Genomic DNA, 14,278 nt, shown 5'->3' with positions numbered 1-14,278 from the left:
AGACATGCGAAACATATTCGCTACCGTTCTGAATGAGCCCGCCGCGCTTCGGTGACATTGCGAGGAACGTCATGATCAAGACCCTCAGTCTGGCGATCCCGCCTTTGCTGGTAGGCGCGGCGGTGATTTCCCACGGCCCGTCGATAGCACCGACAACGCCGGCATCACCAACCGCTCCGCTGACCATGACGATGGTCGACCTTGCGTCCATCGCCGCTGGTGCGACCACATTCCGGATGCCGTCCATCGCCAAGCCGGCGGTGGCGTCATCCTCATGCCCGGCCCGCTCGACAATCCGCCTCACCGCCAGCACGCCGCCATTGAAGTCGATCTGCGCATCGGGCGGAAAGATCCTCGTCAACGGCAGCAACGCGCAGGGCTTCGCGATGAGCGACATCGTCACCCGCGGCTATGGCCCGGTGATGCGCGGCGTGAACGTTCCCGACCTTCGCGTGGAGCGGGTTTCGGCAACCGGTGCTCGCGCCGATCCCACGCTGGGGCTGGGCCTCGTCAACATCAGCAGCGGCATTGGCCATGCCGTGTTCCGCGATGTGGTCTGGATCGGGGACACCAAGGCCCCGGCCATCAACGGTGACGATGCCTGGGGTGCGATCACACTGAAGGGCAAGAACGCGAAGGACTTCGGCACGTTCGAAATTACGGGCTTCGATTTCCAGAACCTGTTCATGGCGCCCGGCAGCCACTATCGCAACGTAGACGGGATCTCGACCGAAAAGGGCTTTTCGGGAACGATATCCAACGGCCGCGTGATGAACGCCAGCGACGCGTGCCTGGACATCAAGGGCGACGTAAAGGTCACCAACGTCTACCTTTCCGGCTGCCGCGAAGGGCTGAAGATCTGGCAGAGCCAGCATCACGGTCTGGTCGAACTGGGCAGCAACAGTTTCGCGGGGATCATCGGCAAGGGCAGCCCGTCGGAAACGCGGACGATCGAGATCGAAGTGCTGATCGCCTCCGGTAATCCGGACATCCCGCTGTTCGTGGCGGAGGAAGGCAAAGTGATCCTCCACATCGGCCGCCTGGTCGCCAAATCGAACCAGGTCCTGAAAGGCAGCGGAAGCTATTCCGGATCGCAGGTGATCGTCGACCAGCGCATCACGAACTAGGTCTTGGCGGTCAGTTCTTCGTAGATGGCCATTACCCGCTCGGTATGCCGTCGCCCGCTCAACGTTTCGCGGGCATATTGGCCCGCTTGCGAAAGACGGGCAGGATCGTAATCGCGCAGCCCCTGCAGCACGGCTTCTGCGAAACGGACCGGATCGGCATCGCGTGGAACCAGCAGGCCGCCTCCGAAGCGACGGCCCGTCTCGCCAAGTCCGGCATCGTCGGTGGCGACATAGGGCACGCCCAACATCAACGCCTCAAGCGGCGTGCGGCCCAGCGGCTCCTCGATCGCGGTGATCGCCAGCATGTCGAGCATCGCGATATTGTCTTCCACCGGCATCCGGAACCCGGCGAAGACCACGTGCCTGGCGATGCCCAGCGCCGCCGCGTGGCGCTCCAGCGCCTCCTGCGTCTCGTCCACCTCCCGCCCGAAGACGACGAAGGTGGCGTCAGGACGGCGTTCCAGCACCGCCTTTCCCATCTCCAGGAAATAGCGCGGCCGCTTTCGATGCGCAAAGTTGCCCACGAAGCCGATCAACGGCCCTTCACCCGCCGCCACCGGATAGTCCTTCGCAAAGGCATCGCGGAGCGCTGTCACATCTTGCCCGTTCCGCAATTCGAAGGGGTTGTCGACCAGCGAAGACCGCCGCGCGAGCCAGCCCGGCAGGCGCCGTTCCACGGCCTGCGAAATGCAGATGATGCGATGCGCCAGCCCCATGATCGCCAGGTTGGGCGGCACGGTACGGTTGAAGGCGCGGTTGTGATAGACCACCGGCAGGCCCCGCATCCGCGCCGCCGGCCCCCAGCTCTGCAGCGCGGAAAGGTCGTTGTTGTGCACCAGGGTCCCAGCCGGTTGGCCCGCCAGCAGGCGCAGACGGCCGGGCAACAGCCGTGCCTCCGTCATTACGCCGTGCCGGAAGGCGGGTTTCTCGGCCAGCGGCCAGACGGTGAAGCCCCGTTCCCGCGCAACATCGCAGATAAGGGTGCCTGCAGGCGCAGCCACGACCACTTCCACCCCGTGATCGCGCTGGAGCGTCTCCCCCAGCGTGAACGAGGATACGTGGCTGCCCCCGATCTTGGCGTTGGTGAAGGGAAAGATCACCCTGCTCACCGGCATTGCGCAGGCTCCTTACGCTTCCTGGCCCCTACACTTAGTGGTCATTGTGCAGTGCAACCAGAACGCCTATCCAGTGCAATTAGGTATAAGCGCCTGATGGCACAGCGACGAGGCAGATGCCGATGGCCGTGATCTGGTCGTTCCCCGGTGAAGAAAATCGGCGGAGCAATCCCTATACCTCGACGCTGATCGATGAATTACGCAAGCTTGGTCATACCGCCTTCTCGCCCAGTTGGCCGCAGCGCGTGCTGGGCCGTTGCGACATCGTGCACCTGCACTGGCCGCAGAAGGTGGTGCAGGACAGTCTGCTGCTCAGCCTGCGCTCGATCACTCTGTGGCTGACCTTCCTGGCACTGCAAAAGGCGCGCGGCGCGCGAATCGTCTGGACGGTGCACAATGTGGCATCGCACGAAGCGCTGCGCCCCCGGCTGGAACGCTGGTGGATGCTGCGATTGCTGGGCCTTGTGGACGGCGTTCACGCCCTTTCGGCCGACAGTCTGCGCGAGGCGCGCACCATTTATCCCGCAATTGCGAAAAAGGAGTATCTGATCGCCCCGCACTGGACTTACGCCGGCGCCTACCCCGCCGCCACGCGCAAAACGCTGCCACCGGGAACGGTGGCGTTCCTGGGCGACCTCAAGGCTTACAAAGGTTTGGACGTGCTACTTGAGGCTCTGGAAGCGGCAGAGCCGGACCGGCGGCGCTATCTGGTTCACGGCCTGCCCTCCGACGGGATCGACCCCGCCGCGCTGGAGGCCAGATTGTGTGCACTGCAACATCGCGGATGGCAGCTGGAATTCGTCCTGCAGCGGCTGAGCGAGCAGGAAATGGCCGATCGGCTGGCTGAAACCGGCCTTCTCGTCCTGCCCTATCACAGCGGAGAGAACAGCGGCCTGGCCGTCCTGGCCGCCGAACGCGGCACGCCGCTGCTGGTATCGGCCCTCCCCGCTTTCGAGCCGCTGCTGGAGGAACTGCCCCCCCCCCGTGTGACGGAAATCGTCGCTCCGCTCACGCATGTCCAGATCGCCGATGCGTTCGACCGCGCAAGCGGGGTGATGGGCATGATCGACCAGGAATTCGTCGCCCGTCGCGCACCCGGCCGGATCGTGCGGGAGATTTCGAATTACTACCTGTTTCTCATGGATCAAGCGCGCGGTTCTACCTCAAGATAGTCGCGGCGTTCCCCGGCCCAGGAGCTTGCGGACTTGCACTTCGGTTCCCAGCAACTCGATACTCGATCCGCACGAGAGGCCGGGCACGAATCCCGCGCTTCCCAGGGCGCTGCTCCAGCGGCCGAGGGTAAAGGCGGGGGCGGCGGCCCCGCGCCGGCCGGGCAGAGTGACAAGGTCATAGACCTAGCCTGGATGGCCACACTGGCCTGGCGCTACAAATGGGTCATGCTCGGCGTGATCGCGGCAGTGCTGGCGATGACGATGCTGGCCTATATGCTGGCGCAAAAGGTCTACGACGCCAACGTGATCCTGGCGCTGGACCGTAACGATCAGCAGATCGTGCGTACCGCGCAGAGCGACCGGGACGATGTGATCGATTCCCCGGCGGTCGATACCGAGGTTCAGGTTCTCAGTTCGCCGGAAATCGCCCAAGCTGCGGTGGAACGCGCGAAGCTGAACACCAATCCCGCCTTTCTTCACGCCAAGGCACGGGACGCGACCGGGCCGATCTCGGTAGAAGCAGCCACCAATCTCGTCCGATCCAGCCTGACGGTGGAACGCAAGGGACTGTCCTACGCGATCAACCTGGCCTTCAGTTCCAACAACCCGCAAGTTTCCGCGCTCGTGGCCAATGCCGTCGCCGATGCCTATGTCGGCGGACAAGTGCAGGCAGCGCAGGCAGCCCGCACCGTGGACATCCAGATGCTCCGCACGCGGCTGGACCAGTTGCGCGGCGATGTGCAGCGGGCCGAAGCGGATGTGGCCGGCTACAAGGCCAGCGCCAATCTGGTCGGCTCCAGTAACGACAACACGATCGGCCAGCAGGAACTCTCCACGCTGAATACCGAACTTGCTGCCGCCAAGGGCGATCTCGCCGCCGCAGAGGGCCGGGCCAGCGCCAATGCCGGCGCAAGTGGTTCTGTCGTCAATTCCAGCCCGGTGATCGCCGATTTGCGCAGCAAGGTCGCCACGCTGGAGCAGAAGCTGGCGCAGCAGTCCGCCACGCTGGGGCCCAACCATCCGGATCGTATGCGAACGGAGGCCGAACTCGCCTCCACGCGCGCCTCGCTCAATCGCGAGATTGCGCGCGCCAGCGCCGGCGTCGCACAGGACATCCGCGTCGCCAGCCAGCGCGTAGGCGCGATCCAGAACGTGATGGGCGGAACCCAGGGCCGCCTGATGGCCGGCAACAACGCCTCGGTCCGTCTGGCCGAACTGGAACGCGTCGCCGAAAGCTCTCGCCAGCTCTACCAGACCTTCCTCGACCGTTATCGCGTCGAACTGGCGACCCGCGGCACCGAAAAGAGCAAGGCCGACATCATCTCGCGCGCGCAACCGCCAACGCTACCCACCTCGCCAGACATCCTCGTCTACCTGTTGGGTGGCCTGATCGCCGGCGTGATCGCGGCGGTGGTGCTGGCGCTCCTGCTGGAATGGCGCGAACGCGGCATCCGCACCCGGACAGAGGCGGAGGAATTCACGGGCTTCAAGGTAATCAGCAGCCTGCCGGATATCGGCACGATGGACGAGCCGGACTTCCACAAGGGCGAACTGCTCTCCGTACCGGATTTTCTGGTCAAGAACCGGGAGTCCCCATTTTCGGAATCGGTCCGCGCGATCTGGACGGCGTTGCGCATCGGCCAGAAGGGCCAATTGGCGCAAACCGTCGGTATCACATCCTCGATCCCGGACGAAGGCAAGACCAGCACCGCCATCGCACTGGCACGCTCGGCCGCCATGGCCGGACGCCGGACGCTGCTGGTGGATTGCGACTTCCGCCGGCTGGGCACCACGCTGGCACTGGGGCTGTCCGGCCGATCCGGGCTGGTGGAGGTCCTGTCCGGCCACGCCCGACTGGACGATGTGATCCTTACCGATCCGGCCTCCGGCGCGCATGTCCTGCCGCTGAACTCCTCAGGCGCCGGCAATTTCGATATCGTCCAGTCCGACGCGACGGTAGCGCTGCTGGAAAGCTGCAAGCATCGTTACGACCTGATCGTATTGGACATCGCCCCTGCCATCCCCGTGGCAGAGGCCCGCGCCGTCGCGGCCATGGCCGATGCGGTCCTGATGGTCGTGCGCTGGCGCACGACGCCGCGCAGCGTCATCAAGACGGCGCTGCGCGAACTGGAACGCGCCGAAGCCCATATCTTCGGCGTCGTGCTGACCCAGGTCGATACTCGCTCCGCCGCAGTACTGGGCGAGGAAATGGCCTATTATCAGTACTACTACAGCCGCACCGCGACGACCTGAGAGGCGCCGAATTCGTAACGAACTCCGAGAAAACTCAGGACGGGGCGCCTGCGTCACCACTCCGTGAGCCATCGGCCGCTACGGCCCGCAGATGGGGTTCCCCGATTTCCCCTCCGTCTTCCGCCGCCAGTTCCGTCGCGAGGTCATAGCCGAAGAATTGCAGTACTTCGGAAGCCCCGGAAAGCTCATCCACCACCATTTCACGCTCATGCTCGGTAAGCTGGCGTGCGGTGTCGGGGCCGGTTCGCGCCCCGCTGGAGGAGATGGCCCCAGGGGGCATGTCGTCGCCACCGACCAGCGGCAGCGGCTCAAGCCCGAACGCTTCGGCGATGGCAGCCGGACGCCTGCAGAACGCCTCATAGGACAGGCAGGGATAGCCATGATCGCGCACCGCCTGCATCAGCAGCCGGCTGCGCCACAGCCAGATCCGCGCCAGATGACGCACGACGAGCGGCCGATGCGCGCCGTGATACTCCTTGAACAGATAGCGACGAACCTGGGCCGCCACATTGGCGACCGGGCCGCGATTGTTCACGACCACGCGATGGTTCGGGAAATATTCCAGAAGCTGCCTGTGACGAACCATGTTCGCGGGGCTCTTTTCCAACCACCAGGCATAACGCCCTTCGGGATCGGCTTCGGCGATCCGCCTGCTCCAAGCGCCCAGAACGGCTTCATAGTCCACGAATTTCTCAGGCCACCAGCGGTCGCTGTCCATCAGCCCCTTGACCAGACGCTGCCCCTCGAAACTGTGGTGCAACCCTCCGATGTCGCTGCGCCGGCTCATGTACCAGGCGATGTCGGCTGAGCCCGACCCGGCGGGGGTGAGCAGGAACAGGAAGGGTCTGTCGATCCGCTTCGCCCGTGCACGAGGCCAATAGGGACGCTCGTCCAATTGGTCGAGCTCGTAGCCCAGCGGCTTCAGCAGCTTGTTGATGCGTGACTTCATCGATCCCGTCGGCGGTTTGATCCCTGCCGGTCAGGATAACCGCCGCGCGGCGCATCGTGGCTGCTATTGAGAGAAAGGCACCATCTCTTTCGCGGTAATGACGCCCCGGCCCAAACCGCCTCAGACCGTGCCGACAGCCTCGATCCGAAACAGGGTATCGGTGATCGCGCGGGTCTGGAACTGAAGCGCCGCCCCTTCGCCAAGGGCCTCGGCAAGAGTGGCGACACGGCTTTGCGGCAAAACCAGGTCGATCTCTATCCGGTCCTCGTAGACGCGCGCCTGCCCGGCAATCTCCGGGTCGGTGAAGGCCGTATGCGGCGGGTTCAGGAATACCGCGACGTCCATGCCCACCAGCATCGGCCCGTCGTCGGCGGCACCGCCGGCAACCCGGCCATCGATCCGCAACGGCCCCGCGCGCAGGACGGTAACCTCCAGATCGGCACGGTGCATCTGCCCGGCATTCTTCATGTTCTGGCTCTCGGCGGCACGTTCGAACTCGTGGACTACCAAGCCCGGCGGAATCGAGAAAGTCCCTTGTTCACAATAATTCACCGACATGCGGGCCGCCGGCTTCCCGCATGTCGGTGGCCGGCTGTCAGGCCGCTGCCTGCGCTTCGGCGCGGCGCAGCTGCATCAACCGTCGCCGCGCGCGGATCGCCCCGGCATCGGTTTCCAGGATTGCCGGACGCGCCGCCCAGAAGTCCCCGTCTCCCAGCGCCTCCTGCGCCGCCTCGATCATCGGCTCGTCCTCCTCCACGAAGACCTGACGCGCCAGCGCCTTTGCTTCGGGGCTTGCCTCGTGGTCGTAAAAGTAGTGGCAACTGGTGCGCGTCTCGGGCGTGATGATGTGCGGATTGGTCATCACCGGCACCACCATGTCCGCTCTGCCTGTGCCGGCTTTCGCAAGGCCGACCGTCAGCGCCATCGACGCGGGCGCGTGCCAGCGCATGTGTAGCCACTGGTCCACGAGTTCGGCATCCCCCAGCATCGGTTCGGCCCACATCGGCGGGGTGACGGCCTCCATGTCCCAGTTGTTCCAGATCGCACCGCTCTCCTCGGTGAGGACCGATTGTCGTCCGGAAAAGATCGAACCGTTCACCCCGAAGCTCGCGATGTGGAGGAATTCCGCGTGGGTCAGGTCCATCAGGTTGTCCGTCATCAACTCGTAGTTCCCCTGGATCACCAGGCGACTGCGCTGCATTCCCCCGCGATCGACGAAGGCGAAATCGGGGATCAGGGCAGGGTCCGCCTGTTCGGGATCGCCGGGCCAGAACCAGAGGCCCCTATGGCGATGGACCACCGGCATCGTTCGCGCGCGGGCATGGGCGGGCGGGGGCGCCGGGAAAGGGTTATGGACGCACGCCCCCGTGCGATCGAAGCCGAGGCCGTGATAGGGGCAGTGGATCACATCGTCTTGCAATTGCCCCTTGCTCAGCGGCACGAAGCGATGCGGGCAACGATCCGCCAGCATCGCATATGTTCCGTCTGAAAGGCTGGCGATCAGCCACGTTTCGTCCAGCAGACGGCGAGACATCATGCCCCCTGGCGAGACTTCATGATCCCAGGCCGCGAGATACCAGAGGTTGCGAACGTAATCGGACATCGGCTTCTCCCAATGGTTTTCGGAAGAGGCGGAACGATGTCTCTACATGCTGCGCCGCCGCCCCCGAAAGGGTCGTCCCGAAGGACAAAGCGGCCCGCAGCATGAAGGCGCGGCCAGATATGGCGGCGCCGACTTCCCAAGCGGAGAAACTCCGCTACCAGGCTCGACTCCAGTTCTAAATAGAATCAAAATTCCAGTCAACCATCATGCTCGGGAAACAACGGCGCGGGCAACTGGAGCGCGAGCGCGAGGCAGAGCAGCATCAACCCCTCGATCGCGGCGATGGCCGGAAGGATCGCGCCCACTTCGCCAGCCGGCGCACTCGCGAAAAAAGCCGTGCCCACCACAGCGATGCCCAGCGCCATGCCCAGTTCCTGCACCGTCTTGATCAGACCGCTCGCAACGCCGGCATGGCTGCGGTCCACCCGCGCCAGGATCACCGGCGTCAACGGGCCGCTGGTCATGCCCATGCCCGTCCCCGCCAGTGCAAGGCATGGCAATGCCCACCAGAACGCAATACCACTCTCGATCCAAAGCAGCGTGCCGCCCGCGAACAAGGCCATCAGCGCAATGCCGCCAACAAGCACCCACTTGCCATGGCTGGTCACCAGCTTGCGGCCGAGAAAGGCAATGCCCAGCATGACGCCGGCGCTGAACGGGATATGCAGCAGGCCGGTTTCCAGCGGCGAAAAGCCCAGCAGCTTCTGCGCTCCGAACGCGAAGACGAACAGGAAACCGCCCGTCGCCGCACCAAACGCGAGCGCGATCGCAAGGCCGAACGAGAATTGCCGCTGGCCGAACAGTTCCGGTGCGAACAGCGTTGCCTCGCCGCTCCGCTGCCGCCGAAGGGTGCGTCGCCATACAATCGCCAGCAGGATCGGCGCGGCAACCAGCAGGGCCATGTGCCACGGCCGCCAACCCAGATCGTGCCCGCGCACCAACGGATAGAGCAGCGCCGCCATCGATGCGGCGAATAGCGTGGTGCCGCCCCCGTCGATCCCGCGCGCGACAGGTGAACGCGCCGCCGGCAGCAGCCTCGACGCCACGATCACCGCCGCGATGCCGACCGGCACATTGATCAGGAACACGCTGCGCCAGCCAAGATCGAACAGGTTGGCATGGATCAGCACGCCACCGATGATCGGCCCGCAAATGGCCGACAGCCCGCCGATTACGCCCACCCACGCTAGTTTCGCCACGCGCTCAAGCGGTTCGAACAGCACCTGGATCAGCGCCATCACTTGCGGCGCCATCATCGCCCCGGCGGCTCCCTGCAGTACGCGCGCGGCGATCAACTGGTCCGGGCTGCCCGACATTCCGCAAAGCAGCGAGGCGAACGTGAAGCCTGCGACGCCGCCGATAAACAGGCGGTTGTAGCCGAAAGCATCGCCCAATCGTCCGCCCAGCATCAGCAGCAGGGCGAAGGCCAGCGAATAGGCTGCCGCCACCCATTGCGCCTGCGCTGCCGCCGCGCCGAAATCGCGCTCGATCACCGGCAGGGCCGTGTTGACGATGGTGACGTCCACGATCTCCAGGACCAGGGCCACCATCAATGTCAGATAGGCGAGCGACTTCTGCCGCTCGGTCAGGTCCACGGGAAGCGCCCGCGACGCAAGTGCGGTCAAATCACGCCTTCCTTCAGCATCGAAACCGCCGTCGCGCAGGCCCGCGCAGTCAGCGCCATGTACGTGAGTGAAGGATTCTGGCAGGCCGAAGAACTCATCTGCGCGCCATCGGTGACGAACAGGTTCGGAATATCGTGCGCCTGGCTCAGGCGGCTGAGCACGGAGGTCTTGGGATCCCAGCCCATCCGCGCGCCGCCCATCTCGTGGATCGACGTGCCGCCGTGGCCGGGCCGGTCAAAGCCCATGATGACATGGCCGCCCGCATCGGTAAGCATCCTGGTCGCCTCACGATGCGCGTCCGCAAGCGCGGCCATTTCCTCCTTGCCGTGCTCGAAGGCGATCTCCAGCTGGCGCACACCGCGTGGGTCGGTACGATTGCTCAGCGTCAGGCGATTGCTGGCGCGCGGCATCGAATCCGCGAAGACCACCAGCACCATCGTCCAGGGGCCGATCTGGTGCAGCTGCTCCTTGTAGTCCTTGCCGATGCCGCCCATCCGCTTGCCGCGCGTCCAGGTGCCTTGCAGCGCGCCGCCTTGGAACGAATAGCCGCGCGTGAAGCCATCGCCGTCCAGCGTGTCCAGATTGCGGAAGCGCGGGATGACGATGCCGGTGGGGCGGTTGCCGAAAGTGGTTCGTCCCTCGAAACCGGGCACCACCGCCATCGCCGCCATCGTGTTTGCATGGTCCATGATATGCGTGCCCAGCACGCCGCTGGAGTTGGCAAGGCCATGCGGCATCGCCTCGCTGGCGGAATTCAGCATCAGATGGACCGAGTTGAACGCGCCCGCGTTCAGAAATACGACGCGGGCATGGGCCACCTTGTGCTCGCCCGTCTTGGTATCGATCCAGCGCACGCCGGTAACGCGGCCGGTCTTCGCGTCATAGTCCACCTTGTGAACCTGCGCATCGGTAACAACGGTGAGCCGGCCGGTCTTCTTCGCTGCCGGCAGCGTGGCCGATTGCGTGGAGAAATAGGCGCCATAGGAACATCCGCGTGCGCAGATGCTGCGGTACTGACAGTGCGCGCGGCCCTGTTCCGGCCGCGCTTCCGTCAGGTTGGCGGTGCGACCGATGGTCATCACCCGGTCGGGGTATTTGGCCCGAATCCGCTCCCGCATGGCGGATTCGACGCAGTTCAGTTCCATCGGCGGCAGGAAGCGGCCGTCGGGAAGCTGCGGCAACCCTTCCGCAGCGCCGGAAACGCCGACGAATTCCTCCACCTTGTCGTACCACGGGGCAATGTCGGCGTAGCGGATCGGCCAGTCGGTGCCGAAACCATCGCGCTTGTTGGCGCCGAAATCGTAGTCCGACCAGCGATAGCACTGCCGCCCCCAGGTCAGCGAGCGGCCGCCCAACTGGTAGGAACGGAACCAGTCGAAATCCTTGCCCGGCGCTTTCTGGTAAGGCTGATCGGCGTCGTTGACGAAGTGGCCTTCGGTGAACTCATTGAAGTGCCGGTTGAGCATCTGCACCGGGTATTCCCGCGCATAAAGCTCGGCATCGCCCTGCCCGCGAAACTCCATTTCCCACGGGGCCTTGAGTTCGGTGTCGTAGCCCGTCTGATGCTCGATATTGCGGCCGCGCTCCACCATCAGGACGGTCAGGCCGGCCTCGGTCAGTTCCTTGGCCGCCCATCCGCCGGTGATGCCGGAGCCGACGACGATAGCGTCAAATTGCGTATTGTTGGTCATTGTCAGCCGAAATCCACTGCGGTCCAGTCGCTGGAAAATGCGCGATCGCCAGGGTGGATGGGAATGTCCCACTCCCACTTGCCGGGGACCAGTTCGTAGCGAAGCTCCTGCGATCCGCCCGCTTCGCTGGTGTAGTAGCCGGTGAGGATCAGGCCCTTCAGCGTCGTCCACGGCGATGGCGGCGCGCCTTGCGCGAAAGCCTCTGCGTCGAGTGCGGCCAGCAGGCGCGTGCGTTCGGCACGATCGTGCCGCAGGAAGTCGCCGCCCGCCGCTCGGTCGAGCGTATGTTCCAACCACGGCAGATAGCGCAGCGACCCATCGCGGCGGCGGAAGGGGGCAATGGCGGCCGTCACCATATCCGAAGCCATGGTCGCGCGCGTACCGGAAAGCCCGTGGGCAAGCGCGAGAACGACGAAATCGCCCACATCCACATCCATCGCGCCCGGCGTTTCGGTGCGCGGGATCACAAGATCGGAAACCTCCGCGATCAGCCTGCCCTGCCGGTCGCTCGGCAGGTCCGCCGCGTCGAGATCGGTCAGCTTCACCCCGGCTACCGGAATGCCCAAGGCCAGCGCCAGCAGCGCTGCGCCGGCCGTGAACTCCCGACGATTCCAGCCCGTTTGCGCGCGGTTCATGCGCCGATTTCCATCAGCCGGGCGCCGAACGCCCCATCAATGCCCATCTTCGGGCGCACTTTCGCCATGCTTCCTCTCGCACAATTTATAATGATGGTTCTAATTTTAGATGAGCCGTTCGGTCAAGGCCTTCGATTGCATTGACCGCGATCAAAATCGTCGATAGGAAACAGGAATAGTAATTCTAATATAGCGCCGGTCAGCGGCGCGGGCGGAGAGGCATGAACCCGGTTTCCCGATTCTTCAGCAAGCTCACCATGAAGCCGCAGGGCATGACGATCGTCATCGCGGCCTTCCTACCGATCTTCGCGATCGTATCGATGTTCCCGATCGTCGCATCGATGATCGCGCATTTCCAGACGGATCCGAATGCCGCCGCCAAGGTGCCACTGATGGTCACCGCGCCGGGCCTTACCATCGCGATCCTCGCCCCGTTCGCGGGCTGGTTCGTGGACAAGTTCGGCCGCCGCCGGCTGCTGCTGATCTGCACGTTCTTCTACGGAATGTTCGGCACCCTGCCCTTCTTCCTGGACGACCTGAATCAGATCTTCGCCAGCCGACTGGCGCTGGGCATTTGCGAGGCGGGCATCCTGACCATCGTCAACACCCTGATCGGCGACTACTGGGACAACGAAAGCCGCCGCAACTGGCTGTTCCTGCAAGGCGTCGTGGGCCCGTTTCTTGCCTCTGGCGTGATCCTGCTGTCAGGCCTTGTCGCCTCGATGAAGTGGAACGGCGGGTTCCTGGTCTACCTTGTCGCTTTCCCGATCTATTTCGCGATGCTGGCGTTCCTCTACGAACCGAAGGGCCGCGCCGCGCATGATGATGTGCCAACGGCGACCGTAACGGAAAAGCCGCGCTTCCCACTGGGCGCCGCACTGGGCGTTGCCGCGCTGACGCTGTTCTCGGCCGCGCAGTACTACGTCTTCATCGTCAACGGCAGCATCGCCTTTGGCGAAGTAGGCGTGACCGATCCCGCCGCCGTCGCCAAGATGAGCTTCCTGCCCAGCCTGTTCGTCATCCTGGGCGCGCTGCTGTTCCGCATCCTTTCGGGCCGCTCCAACGGCGTGCAACTGGGTGCGTTCCTCGCGATCCTGGGCACCGGCCTTGCGGTGATCGGGCTGGCACGCAATCCGGGCGAGATGATCGTCGGCCTTGCCATTCAGCAGACCGGCGCGGGCATGGCGGTGCCGTCGCTGATCGCCTGGGCGCAGACCAAGTTCCCGTTCGAGCATCGCGGCCGGGGCATGGGCATCTGGACGGGATCGTTCTTCTTCGGCCAGTTCATCTCGCCCGTCCTCGTCCATCAGGCCAGCGGCGCGACCGGGTCCATGCAGGGCGCCTTCGTCACGGCGGGCGTGGTTTCGCTGGCGGTCGCCATCGGCGCGCTGAGCATGGGCATCACGCGGAGCAAGGCACCGCTGGCGGTTTAACCATCGCTCGCACGGGACATTTCCGGCGCATCAGCGATCGAAGGTGAAGCGGGTGTGGCAATGTCTGCCGCACCCGCTATAGGCATGGCCATGGCCCGCAAGCATCGCAAACATGGACCCTATGACGACTTCGGCAGCGAGGAGGACGAAGCTCCGCCGCCGCCCGTGCCGTGCTGGCTCTGCAGCCGCCCCACGGGTGAGACGATCGTCTGGCACCACCCCGTTCCCAAGAGCCGGGGCGGGCGCGATGTGGTGCCGATGCACCCGATCTGCCAGCAGACGTTGATCGCCAATTTCACCAATTCGGAACTGCAGCGCCACGGCATGGATGTTGAGGGCCTGTTGGCGGATCCCGCGGTGCGCAAGTTCGTCGACTGGGTGGCCAACAAGGATCCGGATTTCACCGCGACCATCCCCAAGAAGCGCCGCTGACCGGCGACCGGTATCCGTTAGAGGATGCGGTCTTCATGGCATTGGTCGCACCAGGACGGATTGCCGCAATCCCGACGGCCATAGGGACAGTCGGGGCCCTGCAGGACGTATTTCACTAGCTCGACAAAAGGCGATGCCGCCCCTTTTGCTGGCACGGGGCCGGACGTCGGAGATTTGTCGCGATCCCGCGCCCTGTCTGAAGCCGCCATCGTCGATAATCCGCCGAAATCGCCTCTCGCCAAG

Annotated in this window: 12 protein-coding genes; 5 read left to right on the top strand and 7 right to left on the bottom strand. The window is 64.6% G+C overall.

Going from position 1 to position 14,278, the window contains the following annotated elements; genetic code table 11:
* Nucleotides 1-71: 71 nt before the first annotated feature.
* Nucleotides 72-1,127: a hypothetical protein gene (locus WBP06_RS22285; protein ID WP_395337304.1), complete on the top strand. Its 1,056-nt coding sequence runs from the start codon at nt 72-74 to the stop codon at nt 1,125-1,127.
* On the opposite strand, the gene WBP06_RS22280 is transcribed toward WBP06_RS22285, so the two are convergent.
* Nucleotides 1,124-2,242, bottom strand: a complete 1,119-nt coding sequence (locus WBP06_RS22280; protein WP_395337302.1) for a glycosyltransferase family 4 protein — start codon at nt 2,240-2,242, stop codon at nt 1,124-1,126. The two genes, WBP06_RS22285 and WBP06_RS22280, sit on opposite strands and share 4 nt — an antisense overlap.
* Before the next feature lie 122 nt (nt 2,243-2,364).
* Between WBP06_RS22280 and WBP06_RS22275 the strand changes: the two genes are divergently transcribed.
* Nucleotides 2,365-3,414, top strand: a complete 1,050-nt coding sequence (locus WBP06_RS22275; protein WP_395337301.1) for a hypothetical protein — start codon at nt 2,365-2,367, stop codon at nt 3,412-3,414.
* A 33-nt stretch (nt 3,415-3,447) separates the two neighbouring features.
* A complete protein-coding gene (locus tag WBP06_RS22270) occupies nt 3,448-5,667 on the top strand; it encodes a GumC family protein (RefSeq protein ID WP_395337299.1) in 2,220 nt (739 codons plus the stop codon).
* 34 nt (nt 5,668-5,701) lie between these two features.
* On the opposite strand, the gene WBP06_RS22265 is transcribed toward WBP06_RS22270, so the two are convergent.
* The 6 genes from WBP06_RS22265 to WBP06_RS22240 all read right to left on the bottom strand — a co-directional run bounded on the left by WBP06_RS22265 (nt 5,702) and on the right by WBP06_RS22240 (nt 12,170).
* Nucleotides 5,702-6,616 (bottom strand): sulfotransferase, encoded by a 915-nt coding sequence (locus WBP06_RS22265; RefSeq protein ID WP_395337298.1) that lies wholly within the window; start codon nt 6,614-6,616, stop codon nt 5,702-5,704.
* Nucleotides 6,617-6,736: 120 nt separating this feature from the next.
* On the bottom strand, nt 6,737-7,084 hold the full coding sequence (locus tag WBP06_RS22260; protein ID WP_395337297.1) for a hypothetical protein: 348 nt from the start codon (nt 7,082-7,084) through the stop codon (nt 6,737-6,739).
* Nucleotides 7,085-7,211: 127 nt separating this feature from the next.
* Nucleotides 7,212-8,219 carry an aromatic ring-hydroxylating dioxygenase subunit alpha gene (locus WBP06_RS22255; protein WP_395337295.1) on the bottom strand — a complete coding sequence of 336 codons (1,008 nt, stop codon included), beginning with the start codon at nt 8,217-8,219 and terminating at the stop codon, nt 7,212-7,214.
* Nucleotides 8,220-8,416: 197 nt separating this feature from the next.
* The gene (locus WBP06_RS22250; protein WP_395337294.1) at nt 8,417-9,844 is read right to left on the bottom strand and encodes an MFS transporter; all 1,428 of its coding nucleotides are present in this window, start codon (nt 9,842-9,844) and stop codon (nt 8,417-8,419) included.
* A complete protein-coding gene (locus WBP06_RS22245; RefSeq protein ID WP_395337293.1) occupies nt 9,841-11,535 on the bottom strand; it encodes a GMC oxidoreductase in 1,695 nt (564 codons plus the stop codon). The genes WBP06_RS22250 and WBP06_RS22245 overlap by 4 nt, the downstream gene beginning before the upstream one ends.
* 2 nt (nt 11,536-11,537) lie before the next feature.
* A complete protein-coding gene (locus WBP06_RS22240; RefSeq protein ID WP_395337291.1) occupies nt 11,538-12,170 on the bottom strand; it encodes a gluconate 2-dehydrogenase subunit 3 family protein in 633 nt (210 codons plus the stop codon).
* Between the two features lie 221 nt (nt 12,171-12,391).
* Between WBP06_RS22240 and WBP06_RS22235 the strand changes: the two genes are divergently transcribed.
* Together WBP06_RS22235 and WBP06_RS22230 are read left to right on the top strand one after the other, a co-directional pair.
* Nucleotides 12,392-13,603, top strand: a complete 1,212-nt coding sequence (locus tag WBP06_RS22235) for an MFS transporter (RefSeq protein WP_395337289.1) — start codon at nt 12,392-12,394, stop codon at nt 13,601-13,603.
* 90 nt (nt 13,604-13,693) lie between these two features.
* The gene (locus WBP06_RS22230; protein WP_395337288.1) at nt 13,694-14,035 is read left to right on the top strand and encodes a hypothetical protein; all 342 of its coding nucleotides are present in this window, start codon (nt 13,694-13,696) and stop codon (nt 14,033-14,035) included.
* Nucleotides 14,036-14,278: the final 243 nt, after the last annotated feature.

Origin of the sequence: Novosphingobium mississippiense (genome assembly GCF_044029535.1) — a bacterium.
Taxonomy (GTDB): domain Bacteria; phylum Pseudomonadota; class Alphaproteobacteria; order Sphingomonadales; family Sphingomonadaceae; genus Novosphingobium.
Note: the sequence above shows the minus strand (reverse complement) of the source record. Positions and strands in the feature narration are given on the sequence as shown.

Excerpts from the sequence above, each read along its gene's own strand:
- WBP06_RS22255 (WP_395337295.1), bottom strand. The coding sequence starts at position 8,219 with ATGTCCGATTACGTTCGCAACCTCTGGTATCTCGCGGCCTGGGATCAT.
- WBP06_RS22265 (WP_395337298.1), bottom strand. The coding sequence starts at position 6,616 with ATGAAGTCACGCATCAACAAGCTGCTGAAGCCGCTGGGCTACGAGCTC.
- WBP06_RS22275 (WP_395337301.1), top strand. The coding sequence starts at position 2,365 with ATGGCCGTGATCTGGTCGTTCCCCGGTGAAGAAAATCGGCGGAGCAAT.
- WBP06_RS22280 (WP_395337302.1), bottom strand. The coding sequence starts at position 2,242 with ATGCCGGTGAGCAGGGTGATCTTTCCCTTCACCAACGCCAAGATCGGG.
- WBP06_RS22240 (WP_395337291.1), bottom strand. The coding sequence starts at position 12,170 with ATGAACCGCGCGCAAACGGGCTGGAATCGTCGGGAGTTCACGGCCGGC.
- WBP06_RS22245 (WP_395337293.1), bottom strand. The coding sequence starts at position 11,535 with ATGACCAACAATACGCAATTTGACGCTATCGTCGTCGGCTCCGGCATC.
- WBP06_RS22235 (WP_395337289.1), top strand. The coding sequence starts at position 12,392 with ATGAACCCGGTTTCCCGATTCTTCAGCAAGCTCACCATGAAGCCGCAG.
- WBP06_RS22285 (WP_395337304.1), top strand. The coding sequence starts at position 72 with ATGATCAAGACCCTCAGTCTGGCGATCCCGCCTTTGCTGGTAGGCGCG.
- WBP06_RS22230 (WP_395337288.1), top strand. The coding sequence starts at position 13,694 with ATGGCCCGCAAGCATCGCAAACATGGACCCTATGACGACTTCGGCAGC.
- WBP06_RS22260 (WP_395337297.1), bottom strand. The coding sequence starts at position 7,084 with ATGAAGAATGCCGGGCAGATGCACCGTGCCGATCTGGAGGTTACCGTC.